The organism is Parendozoicomonas sp. Alg238-R29, from assembly GCF_947331445.1.
Lineage (GTDB): Bacteria > Pseudomonadota > Gammaproteobacteria > Pseudomonadales > Endozoicomonadaceae > Sansalvadorimonas.
This window is the reverse complement of the sequence record NZ_CAMZOG010000031.1, coordinates 22,468-45,249: the sequence shown is the minus strand read 5'-3', so window position 1 is coordinate 45,249 and position 22,782 is coordinate 22,468. Positions and strand designations below refer to the sequence as shown.

At 46.1% G+C, this 22,782-nt stretch carries 19 protein-coding genes, 1 pseudogene and 1 riboswitch; of the genes and pseudogenes, 11 read left to right on the top strand and 9 right to left on the bottom strand.

The features are described from left to right. A pseudogene (locus QMA35_RS09870) lies at positions 1-119 on the top strand (ISAs1 family transposase); the annotation flags it as partial. Positions 120-206: 87 nt separating this feature from the next. Here the strand turns inward: QMA35_RS09870 and QMA35_RS09865 are convergent. The 3 genes from QMA35_RS09865 to QMA35_RS09855 all read right to left on the bottom strand — a co-directional run bounded on the left by QMA35_RS09865 (position 207) and on the right by QMA35_RS09855 (position 2,751). Next, positions 207-422, bottom strand: coding sequence for a hypothetical protein (locus QMA35_RS09865; protein WP_281646979.1), 216 nt, complete (start codon positions 420-422; stop codon positions 207-209). Between the two features lie 316 nt (positions 423-738). Continuing rightward, positions 739-915: a hypothetical protein gene (locus QMA35_RS09860; RefSeq protein WP_281646978.1), complete on the bottom strand. Its 177-nt coding sequence runs from the start codon at positions 913-915 to the stop codon at positions 739-741. 183 nt (positions 916-1,098) lie between these two features. Further along, positions 1,099-2,751, bottom strand: a complete 1,653-nt coding sequence (locus QMA35_RS09855; protein ID WP_281646977.1) for a hypothetical protein — start codon at positions 2,749-2,751, stop codon at positions 1,099-1,101. 234 nt (positions 2,752-2,985) lie between these two features. Between QMA35_RS09855 and QMA35_RS09850 the strand changes: the two genes are divergently transcribed. From QMA35_RS09850 to QMA35_RS09835, 4 genes are all read left to right on the top strand, one after another. Next, the gene (locus tag QMA35_RS09850; RefSeq protein WP_281646976.1) at positions 2,986-5,766 is read left to right on the top strand and encodes a hypothetical protein; all 2,781 of its coding nucleotides are present in this window, start codon (positions 2,986-2,988) and stop codon (positions 5,764-5,766) included. Between the two features lie 476 nt (positions 5,767-6,242). Then, positions 6,243-6,351, top strand: a riboswitch (TPP riboswitch). A 76-nt stretch (positions 6,352-6,427) separates the two neighbouring features. Beyond that, complete coding sequence (locus QMA35_RS09845; RefSeq protein WP_281646975.1) at positions 6,428-7,207, top strand: ABC transporter ATP-binding protein; 780 nt, start codon at positions 6,428-6,430, stop codon at positions 7,205-7,207. Then, positions 7,204-7,953, top strand: coding sequence for an ABC transporter permease (locus QMA35_RS09840; protein WP_281646974.1), 750 nt, complete (start codon positions 7,204-7,206; stop codon positions 7,951-7,953). Before QMA35_RS09845 ends, QMA35_RS09840 begins: the two co-directional genes overlap by 4 nt. A 30-nt stretch (positions 7,954-7,983) precedes the next feature. Beyond that, positions 7,984-8,934: an ABC transporter substrate-binding protein gene (locus QMA35_RS09835; RefSeq protein ID WP_281646973.1), complete on the top strand. Its 951-nt coding sequence runs from the start codon at positions 7,984-7,986 to the stop codon at positions 8,932-8,934. A 95-nt stretch (positions 8,935-9,029) separates the two neighbouring features. On the opposite strand, the gene QMA35_RS09830 is transcribed toward QMA35_RS09835, so the two are convergent. Both QMA35_RS09830 and QMA35_RS09825 read right to left on the bottom strand, forming a co-directional pair. Then, entirely contained in the window at positions 9,030-9,743 is a 714-nt protein-coding gene (locus QMA35_RS09830) for a hypothetical protein (RefSeq protein WP_281646972.1), read from the bottom strand. Between the two features lie 470 nt (positions 9,744-10,213). Then, positions 10,214-10,486, bottom strand: a complete 273-nt coding sequence (locus QMA35_RS09825) for a hypothetical protein (RefSeq protein WP_281646971.1) — start codon at positions 10,484-10,486, stop codon at positions 10,214-10,216. 765 nt (positions 10,487-11,251) lie between these two features. On the opposite strand from QMA35_RS09825, the gene QMA35_RS09820 reads away from it, so the two are divergent. Together QMA35_RS09820 and QMA35_RS09815 are read left to right on the top strand one after the other, a co-directional pair. Continuing rightward, a complete protein-coding gene (locus QMA35_RS09820; RefSeq protein ID WP_281646970.1) occupies positions 11,252-12,850 on the top strand; it encodes an ABC-F family ATPase in 1,599 nt (532 codons plus the stop codon). Between the two features lie 147 nt (positions 12,851-12,997). Beyond that, complete coding sequence (locus QMA35_RS09815; RefSeq protein WP_281646969.1) at positions 12,998-13,294, top strand: hypothetical protein; 297 nt, start codon at positions 12,998-13,000, stop codon at positions 13,292-13,294. A 12-nt stretch (positions 13,295-13,306) separates the two neighbouring features. Here QMA35_RS09815 and QMA35_RS09810 read toward each other — a convergent pair whose 3' ends face one another. Beyond that, complete coding sequence (locus QMA35_RS09810; protein WP_281646968.1) at positions 13,307-14,956, bottom strand: long-chain fatty acid--CoA ligase; 1,650 nt, start codon at positions 14,954-14,956, stop codon at positions 13,307-13,309. An 82-nt stretch (positions 14,957-15,038) separates the two neighbouring features. On the opposite strand from QMA35_RS09810, the gene QMA35_RS09805 reads away from it, so the two are divergent. Next, the gene (locus tag QMA35_RS09805; RefSeq protein WP_281646967.1) at positions 15,039-15,569 is read left to right on the top strand and encodes a YcgN family cysteine cluster protein; all 531 of its coding nucleotides are present in this window, start codon (positions 15,039-15,041) and stop codon (positions 15,567-15,569) included. On the opposite strand, the gene QMA35_RS09800 is transcribed toward QMA35_RS09805, so the two are convergent. After that, positions 15,538-16,971 (bottom strand): hypothetical protein, encoded by a 1,434-nt coding sequence (locus QMA35_RS09800; protein ID WP_281646966.1) that lies wholly within the window; start codon positions 16,969-16,971, stop codon positions 15,538-15,540. The genes QMA35_RS09805 and QMA35_RS09800 overlap by 32 nt on opposite strands. Before the next feature lie 410 nt (positions 16,972-17,381). Between QMA35_RS09800 and QMA35_RS09795 the strand changes: the two genes are divergently transcribed. After that, positions 17,382-18,626: a lipoprotein-releasing ABC transporter permease subunit gene (locus QMA35_RS09795; protein WP_281646965.1), complete on the top strand. Its 1,245-nt coding sequence runs from the start codon at positions 17,382-17,384 to the stop codon at positions 18,624-18,626. Then, the gene (gene lolD, locus QMA35_RS09790) at positions 18,619-19,311 is read left to right on the top strand and encodes a lipoprotein-releasing ABC transporter ATP-binding protein LolD (RefSeq protein ID WP_281646964.1); all 693 of its coding nucleotides are present in this window, start codon (positions 18,619-18,621) and stop codon (positions 19,309-19,311) included. Before QMA35_RS09795 ends, lolD begins: the two co-directional genes overlap by 8 nt. Before the next feature lie 54 nt (positions 19,312-19,365). On the opposite strand, the gene QMA35_RS09785 is transcribed toward lolD, so the two are convergent. Next, positions 19,366-19,659 carry a hypothetical protein gene (locus QMA35_RS09785; protein WP_281646963.1) on the bottom strand — a complete coding sequence of 98 codons (294 nt, stop codon included), beginning with the start codon at positions 19,657-19,659 and terminating at the stop codon, positions 19,366-19,368. 59 nt (positions 19,660-19,718) lie between these two features. Then, entirely contained in the window at positions 19,719-20,255 is a 537-nt protein-coding gene (locus tag QMA35_RS09780; RefSeq protein ID WP_281646962.1) for a DUF2062 domain-containing protein, read from the bottom strand. Between the two features lie 197 nt (positions 20,256-20,452). On the opposite strand from QMA35_RS09780, the gene QMA35_RS09775 reads away from it, so the two are divergent. Then, the gene (locus QMA35_RS09775) at positions 20,453-22,771 is read left to right on the top strand and encodes a DNA internalization-related competence protein ComEC/Rec2 (RefSeq protein WP_281646961.1); all 2,319 of its coding nucleotides are present in this window, start codon (positions 20,453-20,455) and stop codon (positions 22,769-22,771) included. Positions 22,772-22,782 lie beyond the last annotated feature (11 nt).

The window sequence follows — 22,782 nt, the reverse complement described above, 5'->3', positions numbered from 1 at the left end:
ATAACCTGCACTGGGTACTGGATGTTTCGTTCTCCGAAGATGCTTGCCAGGCTAAAGCGGGAAATAGTGCTGAGAACCTATCGATTCTCAGGCGTATAGCATTGAATACGATCAAGAAAAACAAAGGCAATAAAAGCATTAAAAGGCATCGGAAAATAGCAGGCTGGAACCGTGAGCATTTGGAAATGCTTCTTTGCTCTATCGTACTAGATTGATGCAATCGCCCTGGACATTTCCCCGACATCACGCTTAAGAATTTCCTTTCTTGCTGGCGTTATACGACTGGACGTTTCGACGGAAGCCATAGTTCTGTCACGGTCTGAGCGCCACGTTTCCCGCAATCTCTGATCTGCTTCCTGAAAAGCCTCTGGCTGTGGCTGGCTGACTGTTAAGGCAATAACCAAAGTTGTCAAGAATTTCATTATTGTCCCCTCTGATTGTTGTTTTTATCTGTTTATTGTTATGAATACCGGAAATGTTCTTCTTTAAACAGGGCATGGCGGGAATAATTATTAAAAACTGTATTCTTTCGAGCTTTCGCAATCTCTAAGGTTTTTCGCAAACCTGTATGGCTTTGTATCAAAGAGTCATAGATTGTTTACCCTCCTAAAGCGGAGGAATTCCACGGCGTTGCGAGTTAACGTGGATACTATTAGGGGAGATGTCCGGTTTTTAACAATAACAGTTTGACCAGTATTCCGCTGGTGCACCGGCGAAGGCGGCTTTCATGAATGCGGCTCAGTCTTCTGTTGTGGAAATGCCATTCAAGCCCTCTACCTTGTCCAGTTGATCCAGCTCCGCTTCAGAACTGCCCAGATAAATCCAGCCTTTGCTGGTGTTAACACCGATTTTGCAATGGTGAGTATGATGACGAAAACGGTCAGACCACTGGATTGAAAACCTGATACGGGACACCGCAGTTATGATGCTGTAAGTTTTTTTAGGACAATCCAGAGCGGATCTCATCGTGGAGGGGATGCGTGGAGCCTCCCATTAAAGATTCCGAATACATTAGCGCAGACCAACTCCGTTATCATAAATTGTCATTGCAAAACGGGGCGGACCATACATTGTCCTGTACACAGGTCCCGACATTAGTCAGGCTGAGCACTCATCAGATAGGGGCATATATTTGGTAAGCTCTAATTGTGCTGAACCCAAACTATTTAGAATATCTTGGAACTTTTCTTTAATAGGAACCAATCTCTGCTCATCATCATCATCTAGTGCTGTATTCTGAAAACCCGCGAGCGCTAAATCTGACTGGTGAGATTCTACTACCTCTAGTAACAGTTTTTTTGCTGTTTCTAGGCTAGCTATTGATGATTTCACACGATTATCATTGTTCTTGATATACTGAAGGTCTAACAGGATTCCATGCTGCGTGAAGATACCCTGTGAACCTCCATGACTTGTGGAAGCGCATTCATTTAAATTGTTATCATCACTGACAGTAACACTAGCACCAGCATCCTGATCTGGCGTGTCAGGAAATGGTGATGGTGAGGCAGGGGCATAGAGTGTAACGTTATTAAAATCAGAAACCAAAACCATAGTAGCAGGTTTTACAGAGTGTACACCAGGCTTAAATGATAATAGCCAGTCTCGCCAGTTGATAATCTTATTCTGAGGCTCGCCCTCCTGTTTGAGTTCGAGAGTCACATTCATTGCGGCAAGACCTGCATCCAGTAAATGAGCCAGCTGCTTTTTTTCATGGATGGTGAATGCAGATTTCTTTGAAAACGCGGATCTTAATAAAAAATAGATAAACTCAGAATTCATAAGATCGTCCAGGCCAATATTAAACTCTGATCCAAGTTCACAGCTGGCATCTATTGTCCAGATATTGAGAAAGTTTTTAGCTGTATTCCATACATCAGAGCTCAGGCGTGATGCCCAGCGATTTTTGAAACACCGTGGATTTGTTACGGCTTTGCAAATGGCCGGCCATTGGTTTGAAAACATCTCCGATCCCGTTGCCTCCATATTCTCTTTAGGGCATGGCGAAAGGACATCACCGATATCGACTGGGTAGGTTTCGAACTCTTTATTGGCAATAAGTTCGATAAAACCTTCATGCTTTATGTTATAAGCGCCAAGAAGATTTGCAAAAGCAATGAGAAATGCACTTTTTACATTTTGTGGCTGAAGTGGTGAGTCTTCACTAAGGGCTCTGTTAATAAGAATAAGATAGAGATTAATCTCCAGTTTTGGCATGTTCTTTCTCTCTTCCCAGATTTCTAAAACACGGAGCCAATCATCAGGAGTAAAAGCTCTTCCTTCTCCATTTTCAAAAGTATGAAGGCTAGCAACAAGTTCAGTGATTGGCTCACGCAGACACGGAGCTTTTGTATGCTGTGAGAATGCCCATTCGGGGTCTGAGCCATTTATTTTCGTCGCCCGAAGATTGAGGTGATCACTTTCTTGGAATAGTTGGATATCCTGCCAAATATCTTGTCGGGCTGTAGACGACGATAGGTATTTGTCATGGTTTGCCAGACTTTGCTCCTTTGCATTCTGACCAGCTACAGCGGTTCGTTTGATGACTTTTTTGCTGCGATCCCTGGTTGACCCGGGTTTTGGAGCAGGGACATGTTCTGTAGCTTCTGTGGTAGATACCCTCTGTTTCTTGGTGGATTGTTGTTTCGCGCCCTGGTTGCGTGTGGCCCTTTTTTTCCTGACTTTTTCATGAGTGGGTACAACAGGGGGTGATCGATGATAAGTAACTTCTTTCTTAATACTGCCATCCACAATAATTATACCCCTTTCACTTAAGTGTTATTCAATGATTTAAATTCATAAGACCCTTTTGAATAAGAAATGTTCGGGTTGTAATATTTCTATGAATAACAATGTTGTTATGGAGTTGACTATTGCTATATGTAAATGTGTTCAGTAGTCAAGGGGAGTGGTTTTTCTGGATGTTGTTATCTGAATGTCCGTCAGGTATTTTTAAATAGATTGTGTTTAATTATGATGCACCATGTGAAGTCAACAGAGTCAGGTTTTGTTAAGCCAGTGGGGCGTAAAAGATCTCAGGCGCCCGAGGAGCCTAGTGATGGAGGGACAGTCTATAGGAAAAAAATAAAAACAGATTTTATTTATAGAGAAAAGCGTTCTTCGAAACGAATAGCTTCCAGAAAATTAGAGCCTGTATGTAGTAATTTGACCCTTAACAAAGGGACGCCCAATTTTAAAATAATTAATAGGGGGGGGCTTAATTTAAGATTTGGAGATGATGATAAGATAAAATATAGTGAGTTTATTCGTGAAATTCATTGTCTTCATTCTTCTAATGCCCAACATGGTTTGAAAGATACTTATTCTAAAAGTTTTTTAAAATCGGAAAACCATTATATTAGGGAAAGAAGGAATCAAGAAGTATATCAGAAAGGCCAGGATTTATTAGAGGAGTTACCACCACATGAGCTTCATTCAGGAAAGCTGTTTAAGGCTGTTGTAAAAGGTCAGCTGGTACGGGAGCTGGAAACAACACGGTGTGATGGGTGGTGCTATAGCTGGATTTATGACTGGTTTTTTCATGGATCACTTATACCAAGTGTTATGTTGGCCACACTCGAAGTGAAAACAGGCAATGGCAGGGAGATTTTGAGACATTACTTTCTTCTTGTTCCTGTCGATACAGACACTGAAGTGAAAAAGTGTTTGAAAAGTGAGAGAGTAAATACCCTTTACATTAGTGGAGAAGATAGCTGCAAAAAAGTGATAAGTGGAAGTGAGCTTTTTATATATGATCCATCATTTTGTAATTTATCACTATTTAATCCTGATAATGTTTTTAGAATGGCAAAAGATTATTGTGATATTGATGGATATACTCTTGATAGTTTTAATGTAAAAAAAGTTGAATTTTTTCAAAAAAACCCAAAATTGATGGGCTTTGAAGAAAGTGATGTTGCTTTTCTGGCAAGAAGGATATTGTTGGCATCAATCTCGTGGTTCTTTGATGGGGTTTACCAATTTAACTCGGTATATGATAATGATTGTGGTGTTATCAGCCAGTTAAAATTTGAACCATCAGATATCTGCCCGAATGAATTAAAAAAGGGTCTGAAATTCCATATTTCAACACTATATTGCCTGGCGAAAATTATTCCAGGAAGCTTGCTTCCAGAAGGTGGGGTCAGACCAAATAAGTTGGATGTTCTTCAGTGCTATAGGCCAGACCACTCCCTTTTTACATTGACATTAACAGAAACTCTCAAGGAATTATTACAAAAAGGGTTTGCACCTGGGGCTTGCATAGCAGCTTTATCTGCTGATCATGGTGGAAATAATGCGCTTAAGAATAAAGTACTGGTTCCCATTCCTGAAGAAATTTACAATAAATATTGTAGTAAACTGAAGGATCAATATGACTGGGCAAATCTGGGCGAAGCTCTTTTTGTTGAGCTGGGTATTGATACTGAACAAGAACCTCCTTCCTTTTCTAAAGTATTGATTATTTTATTTGAAAAATACAAAAAACCTGGCGAATTTGTCTCAAAGTTGCAGGCGTATATTGATACTTGGGGTGGAGTTGAATCCCGTGAATTTCGCAGATCTCTTGTTTTTAATCATAAAGAATTAAGATCTGATTTACAAAAGGCTATTGCTCTGAGTGGAAAAATGTATACTCCCCACTGTTTGTTGAAACATTGCATAAGACAATGCTGGCAGGATAAAGATCAGGAGTATAGTGAGATTATAAAGCGCTGTAAGCCAATACATACTCTGGCTGTTTGTGCCACAGAAAGTGAAGCTTACCAGCGGGCACTTGTAGAATACTTTCAGAATGCAAGTGAAAGAGAGTTGTCATTTAAAGAGATGGCTGAAGAACTTAATTTTAATCAGGGTGGACGTTGTAATATTTGTATTGCTCCTCCTGTTTCAGTTACTAAGAGTGGCAAGAGGATAGATAGCTGGAATGAGTTATTGATAGAAGAAATTATGACTGATTATATCAATGAAGACAAGGTTATTCCGAGAAGTATACCGCCTGAAGATAAATTAAAATTATTTATTTATAAGCTTAGTGATTTTTGCTGTGCAAGAAAACCACTCTGGTCTATGCGGTCATCACTCTTTAATAATAAAAGTATTATCAATATTATAAGCTCAGCTCACCCTGAACTTTCCAGATCTCAAGTTGAGAAAAATAATTCTTCGTGTTTGAGATATTTGTTGAAATTGTATCAATCTCCTGTGTTGAATGATGAAATAATACAGAGCAATAAGGGAAAGGCTGACTTTGATCTTTATCTTCATCCTTATGATGAGGTAATGATACTTGAACCTCATTCAAAAGAGTGGAATGAATCATTAACAATGTTCATTGAACACTTGCTTAGTGAAGGTTTTAATCTTACTAAAATATCTTACTTTTTTAGAGAAGGAACTATCAATCATAACAAGTATTCCATTCCTCTATCCGGTGGTTCTGGTTGCCACTGGACGTTTGTGGATTTAATTGTATTCCTGGAGGGGCAAGGTAAAAACACTGCTTGTCTAAGAGAGAAATTCAGTAAAAACAGGGCTTTTGATCTCGAGTTAAAACTCTATGAAAAGGATCAATCTGTAGGGGAATATGATGGTCTTTTATTTTATTATATGAATTACAGCATCAAAGATGAGGGAAGAAGAATCAATGCCCTTACTACTTTCGTCAATAGAAACAGTATAACTATACCTGAAAAAGCTGAAGAGTTTTCATCAAAAACCCAGTATTACGAACTGCTATTAGACCGTTTAGATGTAGAAGTGTGATTACGGCTCTGTTCACATCACGAATATGAAAATGAGCTAATGGCGTGCCGTTCAATGCGTTACAGGTACGCCCGCATTCGTTCCAGCGGTAGGGTTGTGTGCAAGCATGTCAGTTGTTCGGGGGACAATGTACTGAGAGATTTCAGGAACTCTTGGAATTGTGTCTGTTGCACGACGATGGTTCTAATTATACGACAGAAACCGGTGCTCAGAAGTATACGGAGTCTTTCAAGATAGTTCATGCCACCAATATCTATTGTGAGCAGAGCCGAACATCCGGTTGTAGGGTAATGCTGCCGATTTTTCCAGAAATACTTGGAGAAACCGAAATTTGGCTTGTGGCCCCCATGCCTGAAGTGCTGACTTTGGTATGTTCCTTGTTTCTCCTTAAGCAGGAATCTGCATGTTCGAGGTCAAGAAATAAAGACTTAGCAGCAAAAACAGGTGCTTTTTAAAATCAAAACCTATAGATTGCTGCACGTTGGTTGGGGTGTTGCCCGTATGTTTTGCGTAGCAGGGCGGCTGAGAAAGACCCACAGACCTGAACCAGATAATGCTGGCGTAGGAAACCGACAGGCCTGCTTACTCTGCCTGATACTGCACGTAGAAGGTATTCCCACCTGTCTGCTTCCTCCGCTTTCGGACGGAGCTTCCGCCTTTTATGTTTGATATCACTCTCCATAGTGCCGGGCTGGCCTATGGTGATAACCAGATTTTTGAGAACTTGAATTTAACTCTGGAAGGCGGTCACTGGACCTGCCTTCTGGGGGGTAGCGGTGTAGGAAAAACTACGCTGTTAAGAATGGTTGCAGGATTAACTGACGCCCTGAATATTTCTACCAGCGGCGAAGTTATCTGTAGTGATGACCAGCCACTGCAGGGGCGGATTGCCTGGATGTCCCAACAGGATTCACTGCTTCCCTGGGCCAGTGTTCTGGAGAATGTGACGGTCGGTGAGCAGTTGCGCAGTCGCTCTTTGTTTCGAAAAAAGAAACTGTCTGATGATGTTTTGGAACGGGCACTATCTGTACTTGATCGGGTAGGGCTTACTGACAAAGCTTCGACTTTGCCTCAGAATCTTTCCGGAGGTCAGCGTCAGCGAGTAGCGCTGGCTCGTACGTTGATGGAAAATCGTCCGGTTGTGTTGATGGATGAACCCTTTGCCGCTGTAGATGCCATTACCCGCCTTGATTTACAGGATCTTTCCTGCGAACTGCTTAGTGGGCGTACAGTGCTGCTGATTACCCATGACCCTTTGGAAGCCCTGCGTCTGGGGCACCGTGTTTACCATCTCCGCGGGAATCCCGCACAATTGACTGCCCCCATTGCGCCCCCTGGGCAAACGCCACGATCATTGGAAGACACTGAACTTATGTCTTTGCAGGGGCAACTGCTGGATCGTCTGCGCCATGAAGGGGCAGATGTGGGGGCAAGCTTGTGAAAGACTCTTTGAAACCGCTGATTGTACTGATCGGATTACTGTTGCTCTGGCAGGGTATCATTACCCTGTTTGATGTTCCGCCTTATATAGTTCCGGAACCTGGCGCCGTTTTCGACAGAATGATCGACGATGCCGGATTACTGCTGGAACATACACTGGTGACCTTCTCAGAAATGTTGCTGGGATTATTTTTAGGCGTGTTATTTGGAATATTGATGGCTCTGGTGCTGGTGTATTTCGCTAGGGTGAGACCATGGCTATTACCGCTGTTGTTGATTACTCAGGCAATTCCTGTTTTCGCTTTGGCACCTGTTTTGATGCTTTGGTTTGGTTACGGCATGGCCTCCAAAGTAGTGATGACAGTACTGATTATCTTCTTCCCCGTTGCTACCTGTTGTTATGACGGTTTACGCCATACACACCAGGGCTGGCTGGATCTGGCTCATACCATGGGTGGAAACTCCTGGTCCATGCTGCGAATAATTCGCTGGCCCGCGGCGTTGCCTGCCTTGGCCTCCGGTTTAAGAGTGGCTGTTGTTGTCGCACCCATTGGCGCCGTGGTTGGCGAGTGGGTTGGTTCCAGCGCCGGGCTTGGTTATTTAATGCTGCAAGCGAATGCACGACTGTGGGTTGATCTCATGTTTGCGGCGCTCACGGTTTTGGCCGTGTGCTCCGTTAGCCTGTACTACCTGACAGATTCCCTGTTGCGCTGGCTGATTCCCTGGCAGGAAAACACGGTTCACTGATTTAGCGGTAGTTCTGAAAGAGAAAACAATATGATGAAGAAAATGATAGCGCTGGTCTTGGGGTTAATGATGCCACTTGCGGCCATGGCGGCTCCCCAGAAGCCGGAAGAGTTAAAGCTGATGCTGGAGTGGTTCGTTAACCCGGATCATGGCCCAATTATTATTGCCCAGCAGAAGGGGTACTTCGATAAAACGGGTGTAAAGGTCACAATTCAGGAACCCGCTGACCCTGACCTGCCACCCAAGCTGGTCGCGGCAGGGGATGTGGATCTGGCAGTGTATTATCAACCCAGCTTGATTCAGGGGGGCAGTGATGGTCTGCCGCTATCCTGGGCGGGCTCTCTGGTGGCTACGCCTCTGGATGGTTTGATTGTATTGGCAGATGGTCCGATCAAGTCGCTGGCAGATATGAAAGGAAAATCCATCGGTTTTAGTGTGAATGGTTCCGAGAAGGCCATTCTCGATACCATGCTCGCACCTTATGGTTTGGGCTTTAAAGATGTCAAAATGGTGAATGTGGGTTGGAACCTGTCTTCCTCTTTGATGGCCGGCCGCGTTGATGCACTGTTGGGAGCTTACCGAAACTTTGAACTGAATAGTCTTGAGTTACACAAGAGCAAAGGCAAGATGTTTTATATGGAGGAAAATGGTGTTCCTCCTTACGATGAACTTATCTATATCGCTAACACTCAAACGGCCAATAAAGAGGCGATTCGTCGTTTTTTGGAAGGGGTTGAACTGGCAACTCAGTTTATTATCAATAATCCGGATGAAGCCTGGAAAACCTTTAAAGATTACAACCCCGGTACTCTGGATAACGAACTGAACAAACGCGCCTGGAGAGATACTGTGAATCGTTTTGCTTTACGCCCTGCGGCGGTCGATAGAGGCCGTTACCAGCGCTACGCCGAATTCCTGAAAAAACATGGCGAGATCAAGCAACTACCAGATATGAATAAGCTGATGCTGGAGCTTTATTAATCAACCTAATGCTAGCGGATAAAGCGTTTTGGAGAGAGTCAGGGCTTTTATCCGTTGGCTGGTTTTGTTTTGGTAACATGGCTCTACCTTTCCGTTTACCAGCTAAATCCGTAACCAATCCCACCGCCTTTAACAGAGCTGGCAATACCTGCCTTAATCTGAATAAGGTGCTGTTTGTCACCTCCCCATTTCTGGGAATAACCAGCAGCGAACGCTGTCTTGTTAGCATTGTTAGCTATGCCGAAACCAATCATTCTTGGTCGATCCATGGTTTGCGGAACCATGGCTAAGGCGCTGGCTAACGAAGCACTGTTACGAGATCGATTATCATACTTGTTCAGTCTGCTGCAGGCAGAACATCCAATATCAGCTTCTTTCTGAATGTCCTGAACTTCTTTTGCCAAGGGAGCCACAGTATTCTGTACCTGTTGTACATCTGTCTGCAGAGTGCTAACACTTCCCTGAACCTGTTGTAAGTTGCCCTGCAAAGGAGCAAGTGAATCATTGACCTGTTTCAGTTCAGACTCAAGTGGGTTAACCGTTTCGATAATGAAAGTTTTGGTTGCAAATTCACCAACTTTGGTTTGGTTGTTTACTTCCCATATATCCTTGTTTCCATGATCTGTACTCCTGAATATTTCCCCTGTTTTCATATCCACACCAATAGCGTATTTCTTAGCTCCCGCATCGTCATAAATACCGCCTCCAGTACCTGTTCGCACAACGTCGGGAATATCTGAATACAAATAGGAAGAACAAAAAAACAATGCCGCAGCGGTTGAAGTAGTATGGAGTACACGGGAAAACATAACGAGCCACCAGCCGACAAACCTGCAAGCATAGCCCAGGCCCTCAGGGTATGAAGGACATTAAAGCGAACGCTTTGCCTTTTTTTTGATAAGCCTTCCAGAGAGAGACAATGTTCTGGGGTGCAGATTCAGGTTCAACGGAAACGAAACCGTGTTTTTGATAAAAGTCTTGCAGGTGGTCGTAAGGGTAACACCACACAGATTCTGAAAAGTCAGAAAGAGATCGCTTCAACAGTTGCCCACCAACCCCAAGGCGTCTTTTGTCTGCTGCAACCCACAAACCTCTTAGCAGCCAGTTGTGTCCTTTTGGGGTAATACGAACTGCAGCCACGATCGATGTGTCTTGCCGTGCAATATAAACATGATCTTGTCTACCGCACTTGCCCTTATTGCCATGAGTTTTGTAGAACCGGTTAACCAGCCCAAGCTGGTTACCGGAGACTGGTGAAAAACTAAGATTGTCCACGAAATTAAATAAAGGTATCCAGCCAGGGTGTTTCTGGCAGCTGTTCAAGCTTGGCTATGTATTGTTTGGTGTCGAATGGTTTGCCACTACTCACCATCTTTTCCATTTCCAGCCCTAGAGCGCAGGCCATCATTTCAATGGCGTCCTCTTTCTCTGTACCGGTCATCACCAGCCGCATCAATTGCTCTTTGACTTCAATAGGGGTGCCTTCTTCTAGTTGGTTTTCGACGATGGTTTTCAGCTGCTCACCGTCGAGCAGGTCTTCTGTTTCAGACATTAGAGTTTCCGATGAAAAGATGGCGCCATCATAGACAAAACCCGGTTTAATTACGACCGGATACTGGCTGTGACGACACAGGCGGTGGTGTTGTCGGCCACATATTTCAGCGGCCCGCCGTAAGCTGATTTGTTGGCGGCTTCCAAAGTAAAATTAACCGTATATCTGGCTACCTGCTCTGGTGACAGCTTTTTTTCAGAAACAAGGTGGTGAATAAGTTTGCTCAGAGTTCGCAGTTTCTATTCGTCGTTGGGTTTCATCTTTATCAACACAAATCCGGTACTCCAGGCCCAAAAACTCTTCCACCTTGAACTCATCTCTTTTTAGTGGAACTGATTGACCCTCCACCTTGCCACTTATGGACGGGTAGTGTTCTGGCTCTAAAAGAACAATTTTGTCAGCGGTGTAGGCCGTTTTACCCTTACGTACAATCGAGTGAGCTTCAACGGTTAAGCCTTCGCAATAAGGAATAGTTTGTACAGTTTGAAAACTGTGATGCTTCACTGCCGGTATTGGCGCTGTGGCTGGTAATTACGAGAGTTATCGACAGAGTCATTTGCAGAAGGTTGACTTGTAGTTAAGTAAGCTGACAAGTTTGTTAGCTGATAAGTGTTTGTTTCCTCTATATGAGTGAAAAGAGTGGCTATTCTGTAAAGAATCTGATTGCTAGAAAGAGGCTGGCAAGGTAGTCTGCCCCGCTTTTGTATCCGGCAAGCACTCAGCACCGGAACATTCCAAATAGAAAAGATCTGACAGGACACGAATTTGATCACAACAGCCAATATCACCATGCAGTTCAGCGACAAGCCGCTGTTCGAAGATATCTCCGTTAAATTTGGTGACGGCAACCGTTATGGACTTATTGGTGCCAATGGTTGTGGCAAATCCACTTTTATGAAAATCCTGAGTGGTGAACTGGATTCATCCGCAGGTTCTGTTTCTCTTGCACCGAATACCCGTATGGCCAAACTGAATCAAGATCAGTTCGCCTATGAAGAGTACAGTGTTATCGACACTGTACTGATGGGGCACGCAGAATTGTGGAAGGTGAAAGCTGAGCGGGATGCCATTTACGCTAAGGGCGATATGTCTGAAGAAGAAGGCATGCGTGTTGCGGATCTGGAAGTCCTGTTTGGGGAAATGGATGGTTACTCTGCTGAAGCCCGTGCCGGTGAACTGTTGTTAGGTCTGGATATTCCTCTGGATCAACATTATGGTCCTATGAGTTCTGTTGCACCGGGCTGGAAACTCCGTGTTCTGTTGGCACAGGTGCTGTTTGCTGATCCGGACATCATGTTGCTGGACGAACCTACCAACAACCTGGATATCAACGCAATTCGCTGGCTGGAAGGTATTCTGAAACAGCGCGACTGCACAATGATTATCATCTCTCACGACCGTCACTTCCTGAATAGTGTCTGTACTCATATGGCCGATCTGGATTACGGTCAACTGAAAGTATTCCCGGGTTCCTACGACGAATACATGATGGCTGCCGAGCAGGCTCGTGAGCGGATGCAGGCAGATAATGCCAAGAAGAAAGCCCAGATTGCTGAACTGCGCACCTTTGTAAGCCGCTTCTCTGCCAACGCTTCCAAGGCTAAGCAGGCGACTTCCCGCCAGAAGCAACTTGATAAAATCAAGCTGGAGCAGATGAAGCCTTCCAGTCGCCAGAGTCCGTTCATTCGTTTCGACCAGGAAAAGAAACTGTTCCGAAATGCACTGGAAGTCAATGGTCTGTACCAAGGCTATGAAGAGCCACTGTTTAAAGATGTGAACATGCTGGTGGAAGTCGGTGAGCGTATTGCCATTATCGGTCAGAACGGTATTGGTAAAACGACACTGCTGCACACTCTGGCTCAGAAAATGGCACCTAAAGGTGGTGAGGTGAAGTGGTCTGAGAATGCCAGCATTGGCTATTATGCTCAAAATCACAGCGATGATTTCGATGTAGATATGAACCTGTTCGAATGGATGAGCCAGTGGCAGAACGAAGGTGAAGACGAGCAAACCATTCGCGGTACCCTTGGCCGTATGTTGTTCTCCCAGAACGATATCAAAAAATCCGTGAAAGTGATTTCCGGTGGTGAACAAGGTCGCATGCTGATTGGCAAGCTGATTCAACAGAAGCCAAATGTTCTTCTGCTCGATGAACCTACCAACCATATGGATATGGAAAGTATTGAATCCATTAATCTGGCGCTGGAAAACTACCCGGGTACATTGATTTTCGTATCCCATGATCGTCAGTTTGTATCCTCTCTGGCTACGCGGATTATTGAAATCACCGATAAAGGTGTCACTGATTTCCACGGTAGTTATGACGATTACCTGAAGAGTCAGGGTGTTGTTGAAGAGGTCTGATCTTTTTTAAATATCAGTTTCTGGTGGAACCCGTGCAGTGAGTCGCTGTACGGTTTTTTATGTGGTACTACTCCGTATAACCCTCTTGCCTGCGTGAATTTATGATGTGCTGTCATATCAAGCTTCAGGTATAGAGAACACAAAGGAATGGCGGTAAGTCCCTCTCTTCTGCAACGTTATCGGATTGAAGTGAAACTGCTGAAGCTTTCTCTACCGATAGTTGGTGCGCAATCGGCAGCTGCAACCATGTCGTTTGCTGAAACAATGTCGTTTGTTGATGCGATGGACCCTCACGGTTTCTGGACAGGTCTGGTATCAGCGCTATCCGCTTCCGCTATTTTTAATTCCTACCGATTGAAAAACATAAGTAGTCGGGCTATCAATCAGCACCAATGGAAAACCTGTAAATGTGATAGTCAGATTCCTTCTGGCATTGCGGCTTGATCTCGTAGAGGTTTATTGGCTTAACAAGGTTTCAAGTTGACCCCGTAGTTGGGATTTGATGACCTTACCTGTTGCCGTATGAGGAAGTTCATTGATAAAAACGACTCTGTCTGGATGCATCCATTCGGGTAGTTTCCCCTGATACCACTCCTGTAATCTTTGTTCATCCAGTGAGTTATTGTCCTTCTTAACAGCAACAAGCAGTGGGCGCTCTCCCCAGGTGCCGTCTGGCATGGCTATGGCTGCAGCTTCGGCAACATTCGGGTGTGCCATAGCCAGGTTTTCCAGTTCGATGGAACTGATCCACTCGCCTCCGGATTTAATCACGTCTTTGGCCCGGTCGGTAATTTGCAGGTAACCATCTTCATCAATAGTGGCGATATCTCCAGTGTTCAGCCAGCCATCACTGTCGTGCAGGCTGGTATTGGGAGATTCTTCTCCTTCGCCAAGGTAACCACTGCAGATTGCGTAACCGCGTACAAAGAGAATGCCGGGGTCTTTACCATTGTGGGCAACCGGGTTGCCGTGGTTGTCTTTGAGTTTCATTTCTACGCCAAAAGCTGAACGCCCCTGTTTGCAGCGCAAATCCATTTTTTCATCGTAAGAAAGGTCAGTACGCTTTTCGGCCTGATTCAAAGTTCCGAGAGGGCTGAGTTCTGTCATACCCCAGAGATGAACGGTATCCGTGCCGTAAACCCGTAACAGGGTGTCCATAATATGTCGTGGGCAGGCTGTACCGCCTGTATAGACGCGATTCAAACTATCAATGCGTTTGTCGCTGGATTCAAGATAGTGAACCAAAGCCAGCCAGATAGTGGGAACCCCGAAAGCAACAGTCACCTGTTCTTCTTCAATCAATGCCTGCAACAGTTGTCCATTAGCCATATGGGGGCCAGGAAGAACCATTTTTGCCCCTGCCATAACGGCGGAATAGGGTATACCCCAGGCATTAACATGAAACATCGGCACAACTGGCATCACGACATCTTGCTCATTGAGGTTAATCGTTGCAGCAATATTGCTCATTAATGTGTGCAGAACTGTGCTGCGGTGACTGTAGAGTACGCCCTTGGGGTGGCCTGTTGTACCGGAGGTGTAGCAAAGAGAGCTGGCGGTGGTTTCCGGAAACTCCGGCCACTCGTATTCATCACTGGCTGGGTTTATGAGGGTTTCATACGGAATTGCGCCGGGAAGGGGGATTGTAGATGTTTCCCCATCGTTTCCAAGAATAATAAAGCCTCTTACCCCAGATATATTGGGGAGAATTTTTTCCAACAGAGGAATAAAATCAACTGAGGCAAAGAGCCAACTGTCACCAGCATGATTAATGATATAAGTGATCTGCTCTTCCGGCAGTCGTGGGTTAATGGTGTGGCAGACACTGCCGGAACAGGCAACAGCATAATAGATTTCTATATGGCGATAGTCGTTCCAGGCCAAGGTGGCAATACGATCGCCGGGGCGTATTGCCAAGTCTGCCAGTACATTGGCCAGTTTGCGGGTTCGCCGAAATGTTTCTTGAAATGTTGTACGGTGACGCTGACCGGAGCCACTGACGGAAACGATTTCCTGTTCAGGCCAGGTGCGCTCTCCGTGAAGCAAGATGTCCCGTATCAGAAGAGGTCGATCCGTCATAATGCCGGTAAGTGGGGAAGAAGCCACAGCGCCACCATTTTGCTCATTAAAACAAAAGACCTTCAAAAAGTAGTTGTCAGAACCCTAAACTCAAGCACAGATACGGACTGTGCGAGTTGCTGCGAACTGGCGTATGATGTGCCGCTTTTCATCACCTCTGAATACCATGTCCCAACCTGACAGTTCCTCAGCCCCTTTCTGGCATACCAAATCCCTGACTGAGATGACCCGAGAGGAGTGGGATTCTCTCTGTGATGGCTGTGGTCGCTGCTGCCTGAACAAGGTGATTGATGACGATGACCAGATTCACACTACCGCTGTAGCCTGCAAACTGCTGGATCTGGATAGCTGCCAGTGCAAAGATTTCCCCAATCGTTGGCACTATGTACCGGATTGCATCCGCTTTACCGCAGACAATCTGGAAGAAAACCTGAAATGGTTGCCTGACAGCTGTGCTTATCTACTGTTGCTGAAAGGTTATGACCTACCGGAGTGGCATCCCCTGGTGACAGGTGACCCCAATAGCGTGCATGAAGCTGGTTTTTCAGTGCGAGGTATGGCCGTTTCCGAAGAAGAATGGCCAAACCCCGATGAGTGGCATCAGCTGATTATTGTAACTGAGGAAGAGGCCGAATCCTGATTTTCATAGCGACCCGGGTCACAGTTATTCTGCGAGGTGTTTTTAAGGTTGCTGCTCCAGAGTGGGTATCAATATCAACATTGGGTGTTTTGCCAGATATTAAAATCCGTTTCACAGAGTCAGCGCTGGCCAGCTCCCTGAACGAGAGTGGTGTGTCACTGGTCATCATTTCCAGTTCCCTCAGGTCATCCACTTCCTCAAGGGTGTTTAAGATCAGGGGCAGCATTGTGGACACGGTTCTGGCGATACCTGCCATTTTGAAACCATTGGCCAGCAAGGCTGGGATATAAGTTGGTGCGGCAACGGGTTGAATGGAGAACTGTTTGTCACTGTATTTTATCCAGCGAGCCTGATCCTCTTGCGATAGTTGCTTAAATCCTTGTATCAGATTTTTTCCTTGATCCGGCGTGTACACTCGACTCAGGGCTGCCAGAAGCCCGATAGCGTTTGAGTTGTCATCAGTCGTTTCTATACCCAGGCTTCTGGTCCTGGCGGCTATATATTCTTTGAGTTCAACCGGTGCGTCAGGGTTATTGCTGTACGTTGCCATTACGTTAAACAGCTCTCCCAGAGCCGTATAGGTATGTTGATCGAGATAGATAGATCCTTTTGGGACTATATGACCTTGAGAACCACTGATGTGAACGATCCAGTGGAGTATCCATAGCTTCCGCTTTTCCTCACAGTCACTGATGCAGGCCAGCCTGCGAAAGTTTTTAAACATGGCCTGAGAGCCTTCACCATAGAGCATGTGGTGAAGATTGCTGTCAGGCAGAAAGATTGCTTTAAATTTTTCCTCTGCACCCGGATACTTTGAGATGACCTGTCTTGCCAGAGGGTAAATAGAGGCCGCATGCTCGGCAGTCTGTGTGAGGAACTGGCTACTATCTGAAGGTATGTTTTTCAGGATCACGTCCGCTCTTTCCCTTGCTCTGGGAGACAGCGCGACAGCATGGATGATGGCAGCCGCTTTTAAAGTTTCGAGAGACTCTTCATCCAGCTTTTTGAATTCAGCAGATATCTTTTGAAAACTCTCGTAAGAAAGGAAAAGCTGTTCACCAGACAGTTGCGGTGCCACAAAAGCCCGGTAGTCTTTTTCTGTTCCCGATCTCAGCAACTGAAGGTTATAAAGGCGGGAGAGTGCCCTTGGCACTTCTCTGTGAATAGTTCCGGTTTTTTGATTAGTCCGATAAACAATATCCATTGCCGGAGTGCTGATAGGGTTTTCCAAAACCCAGCTCAGTTGTTGCACCTGGTCATCGCTAATTTCCAGGGCGGGGCCGAAAACCTCCTGAATAAAGCGATAAAGCTTGTTGGCCGGGGTATCCACAACAGGCAAATTTGCCATAAGGGTAAACAGCGTCAGAAACCCTGGCGCCAGAAGAGAGGATTTCAATTTCATGGCAACACCTGCCGCACTTCACTCATTTAAAGGTGAACAGAGCATAGACTCTGGTGAAGGATTAGCAGGTAACCAACTGTTAATACCCATCCAGGAATGGCTCATCCTGTATGGGAGTCGTTTCATTTGGCTGGGGGGTATGGGAAGCCTGAGAGAGGCAAATTCACGGTTTTATTGATTGTCTTGATGCGTGCTTCTGGCGTAGCAGCGTATGGTGGCTTTCAGCGCCACCCGAAGGGCACTGCCTAATTGAGAGCCCCTTGGCTCCTTGGGCTAAAGCCGTTTTTATTTGTATGTTTATTTTTCTCTAAACTAATCGCAGGGTTATCTGTGATTTCTTTCTGCCAGTTATCCCCTTCTCTGGCATAATGTTTTCTTTTTCGTCCCGGGGACATTCAACAGGAGATCGAATGTTCAAACCCCTGCCGTTTTTTATTGGCTTGCGCTATACGCGGGCCAAGCGCCGGAATCACTTTATTTCGTTTATTTCTGCCATGTCCATGGCCGGGCTTGTACTGGGCGTGATGGTTTTAATTGTCGTGTTGTCAGTGATGAACGGTTTTGATCGCGAATTGCGCCAACGTATTTTGGGAATGGTACCCCATGCCACAATTTCTGCCGCACAGGGTGAACTGACAGACTGGCAGGATTTGCAGAAAACCGTGCAGGCGATTCCAGGTATTGAAGCCTCAGCCCCTTATATTGAGGGGCAGGGTATGACGACTGCCAGAGGTCAGGTAAAAGGTGCCATGATTTATGGTATTGACCCTGAGCTGGAAGATACAGTCTCGATTCTCCCACAGCATATGGTGGCTGGTAGCCTGAATGATCTTGAGGCTGGTGAGTTTCGCATTGTTTTAGGTGAGTTACTGGCTCGCTCCCTCGGTATTTCTGTTGGCGATATGGTTACTGTAGTTTTGCCGGATGCCTCTGTGAATCCTGCCGGTGTATTTCCTCGAATGAAGCGTTTTCGTGTGTCTGGCCTGTTTGCTGTTGGAGCCGACTTGGATGCGTCTTTGGCCTACATCAATATCACTGATGCTGCTCGCTTTATGCGTTACCAAAGTGGGGTTGAAGGGTTGCGGCTCAGAATGACAGATCTTTTTGACGCGCCTCGCCTTGCCTGGGAAGCAGCCATGCAATTGCCTGGCCGTTATTACGTTAATGATTGGACCAGAACTCAGGGGCGCCTGTTTCAGGCGATCCAGATGGAGAAAACCATGGTTGGCCTTTTACTGTCACTGATTGTGGCGGTAGCAGCTTTCAATATTGTTGCCACTCTGGTGATGGTGGTGACCGACAAGCAGGCGGATATTGCTATCCTGCGTACCTTTGGAGCCCGGCCGGGAACCATTATGAGCATCTTTATGGTTCAGGGCTCTGTAATTGGCATTGTCGGTACCTGCTTCGGTACAGTTCTTGGTGTTATTGCTGCCCTTAATGTGGCGTCTGTTGTTGGTTTTATAGAAAGGGTTATGGGTGTCTCTTTCCTGAGTGCGGATGTGTACTTTATCAGTGACCTGCCATCTCAGCTGCTTTGGTCTGATGTTGTCACAGTCTGTGCTGCCAGTCTTGGTTTAAGCTTCCTGGCGACTCTTTATCCCTCCTGGCGTGCGGCCAGAATTCAGCCAGCAGAGGCATTGCGCTATGAATAATTCCAGGGATGTTGTGTTGTCATGTCAGGCGCTGACTAAAGCCTATGACGAGGGCCCGGAAAAACTCACAGTTTTAAGCGGCATTGAAGTGGAGATTTTCCGTGGCGAGCGGGTCGCTATTGTTGGTAGCTCTGGCTCAGGTAAAACCACTTTGCTGAATATGCTTGCGGGTTTGGATAAGGCTTCGTCAGGTTCAGTGGCCATCTGCAGTCATGATATGGCGACGATGAGCGATAATGAGCGGGGCGAGCTTCGCAATCGTTATCTTGGTTTTGTTTATCAGTTTCATCATTTGCTGCCGGAATTTACCGCTCTGGAAAATACTGCGATGCCTTTGCTGATAAGAAAAGGAACCAGTGTTGCTGAAGCTAATAAGAGGGCAGAAGAGTTGTTGATCAGAGTAGGGCTTGAGCAACGCCTTCATCACAAGCCTGCGGAACTGTCTGGCGGTGAGCGGCAAAGGGTGGCTATTGCCCGGGCTCTTGTGACCCAACCGGCGCTGGTGCTAATGGATGAGCCGACCGGAAATCTCGATATCCATACTGCAGAGCGTATTCATCAATTAATGTTGGAATTAGCAGAGCAAGTGGATACAGCTTTTGTTGTAGTTACCCATGACCCTGACTTGGCGGGGAAAATGAGTCGGGTTCTAAGGCTGGTTGATGGTCAGCTGCTCGAAGATTGATTCTAAGGGCTTTGAATACAAAAAGGCCGAACTCCTGAGGGTTCGGCCTTTTTGTTAGAGATTCAGGCTTGCCGGGTCAATGGCAATGCCAAGAGAGCGTTTATCAATGCGCTTCTCTTTGCCGGTTTCCTGGTAGCGGAAGCAGACAAGATCACCGATGCTGACATCAAGATCTTTGTCAGCGCTGAGGTATTTGTATTCCTCACCTTCCACTGTCAAGGTGTGGATGTAGTAATCCGGCATGCCCAACCAGTCACTGTGGGGACCATCTGAGGCAATGTTCTCGAGTTTTCCCCGACCCTGCAGTTTTGGCTTGCGACGGCTAAAACCGCGGTTGCTTCTATTCATGATGCACTCGTTAACGGTGTTGTTTTAGGTGAAAATAATACGGTTAAGCAGATTGGTGCTTATTCGTTTCCAGAATTGCAAGAACGATTTTTCTGTCTCTGTTTCCATGTTCGGACGATATGCCAGCGCCAGAACAGTCGTATACCTACATAACTGATAATGGCAAAAAATAGCCCGGTAAGAAAGGAGCCAAGGTAGAGTGGTAGCCAGATTCGTGCGAATTCTGCGGTTAACCATTCCAGGCTGATTTCAAAACCATGGTGAGGCGCCACAGGTGTTTGCAAAATAAAACAGCCGATCTTGTAGGTTGTGTACCACATGATTGGCATGGTCACTGGATTAGTAATCCAGACCAGAGCAACAGAAACCGGCAGGTTGCAACGGATAAGAAGTGCCAGACAAGCTGCCACAACCATTTGAAAGGGGATGGGGATAAAGGCAATCAGAATTCCGACAAAAAATGCCAACGCCACTGAGCGCCGATTCAGGTGCCAGATGTTTGGGTTCAGCAAATGATCGCCCAGAAATTTAAGAGATTTATTCTCTCTTAATTGAGCCGGATCCGGTAAATACCGTTGAATCAGTTTCCTCGCCATGCCGATAGATTAGGCCTGTTCCTTGATAATTCACAACGTTGTGGCGACTTAAAAGTCAAAGCCTGCCTGCAACACACAATAGTCTATGTTTCAGGGTTTTCAGGCATCGATGCAGTATGCCCTGAAAACTGATGATTCTCTATACGTGACAGGTGCTTATGTGGCAGGTACTGACCGGCTTACCCATCGGAATAATAGTGTCTATTTACCTACGGGCTGATGCCTATCCTGTCGTGCTGATTATCTCAGCCGCCAGCCTTCTTATATTGACAGCGGTTTTGCGGAAAACGTTCCCTTACTTGCTTTTTATTGCCTTGCTGGGTGGATTTGTTTATGGGGGCTGGAATCAAATTCAGCGTGTTAATAACTGGCTGCCGGATGAGTTTGCAGGTCGTGATCTGAAAATGTACGGAAAAATTGCCAACCTGCCAGATATTAAAGGGGAGCGTACCCGGTTTATCTTTTCAGGGGAGATTATTCCCCCGGCAGGATTACCCATTATTGATAATAAGGTGTCTCTCAGCTGGTTTGATGCACCGCAATTGCTTCCCGGAGAAATCAGACAGTTATGTGTGCGTTTAAAGCAGCCTCACGGGTTCGCCAGTGAAGGTGCTGGTGATTACCAAACTGTATTGCTGCGCCAAGGGATAACTGCCACCGGTTATGTGAGGGCTTGTGACGAAATTGAAAACCTTCTTTTAGAAGGTGTACCTGCAACAGGTGTTCTGGTTTGGCGTAACCAATTGAGTCAGTGGTTGGAGAATCATCTCCCCGAAACAGGAGGTGGTATTGTTCGTGCGCTTCTCCTTGGAGATACCCGCGGAGTGTCACAGGAAAGCTGGCAAATATTCCGTAAAACCGGAACGGTACATTTGCTGGTTATTTCCGGGTTGCATGTCAGTTTGATGGCTCTGTTTGGCTGGGGGCTCATTCGGTGTATGGCTCTTTTGGGGGTGCTGCCATTGCATAGCTGGCCTGTTCCCGTTCTTGGGCGAGTTGCAGGGCTGGGAATGGCGTTGCTCTACAGTCTTATGGCTGGTTTTGGCTTGCCGGTTCAGCGGGCCCTGATCATGCTAGGGGTCGGCAGTGCTGTGCTGAGTTTAGGGTTCCGGTTGCCCAGACTTACTATTTACCTGTTTGCTCTTTGTAGCGTGCTTATTATTGAACCCTTGGGTGTGACTGCCAATGGCTTTTGGCTTTCATTTCTGGCGGTGGCTGCGCTTTTGTATGCATTCAGTTATCGACGAAGTGAATCGCGATTCGGTTCAATTTTTTGGTCACAGTTGGTGGTTGCCCTGGCGCTGACGCCGGTTTTGGCCTCGATGCATCAGCCGGTCAACTTTTTCTCACCTTTTGTAAACCTTGTCTCTATACCATTGGTAGGATTGATACTGATCCCCCTGATATTTATTGGGATTATTCTCTCTGCATTTTGGCAAACTGTAGGATTGACGATTCTTCAATGGGTAAGCCGAGTTCTTGAAATCTGGCAATCGAGCCTTGGATGGGTCGTTCAATTGACGCCTGAGGGCCTTCTGGTGCCTGTCCCTGCTTTGCCAGTTATGCTTATGGCAGCTGTTGGTGTAGCGATTGTTCTTACCCCGGCAGCTCTGGGTTGGCGCTGGCTTGGGCTGTTTTGTTTTATTCCTTGGTTATGGCCGGTGGTTAAGAAGCCGGATGAGAGAACAGTTGAAATCTCCGTACTTGATGTGGGGCAGGGGTTGGCAGTCGCGGTTCGTACCCGGAATCACAGCTTGGTCTATGACACCGGTGATCGTTTCTCGCCCCACTTTTCAGCAGCAGAGGCCGTTATACTTCCTTATCTGCAGCAAGGCGGGCACCTGTATCCGGATAAAATTATTATTTCCCATAGTGATCGGGATCATATCGGTGGCCTTGATGTACTGCGTTCTCATTTTCCTGAAGCCGAGTTTTTTGTTCCGGAAGATAATCTTGGCAATTATTGTATGGCTGGCACTGGCTGGGAGTGGGATGCGGTAAAGTTTGAGTACCTTGGAGCTGGTAACGGGTTAGATCATTTACCGGTTAATGATCGCTCCTGTGTCATAAAGGTTTGCGCTGGCAGCGATTGCGCTCTGCTGACAGGAGATATTACTAAGCGAAGAGAGCGATTGTTGATAGAACAGTACGGAGAAACACTGCAGAGTCAGCTTCTGCTTGCTCCCCACCATGGCAGTGATTCGTCTTCTACCGCTGCATTCCTGAATACTGTGAAACCTGCTTATGCTTCCGTTTCAGCAGGCTATAAAAATAAATTCCACCACCCGGCCATCGCTGTTATTCGCCGTTATCATGATAGGCAGATCACAGTACTGAATACTGCAGAAACTGGCACGCAAACCTATGTGCTTGGCAAGCAGGGAGGGCTGAAGCTGAGTTGTTACAGGGAAAGAGCAGGGTACTGGTGGAGTCGTTTTCTCCATGATGGTCGACAGCTTGAAAACTGTGAGCCAGTTCGGTCTATGGCCGGTAGACTGGCGCAGGGGTTATGGTAAAGTGGTCAGCC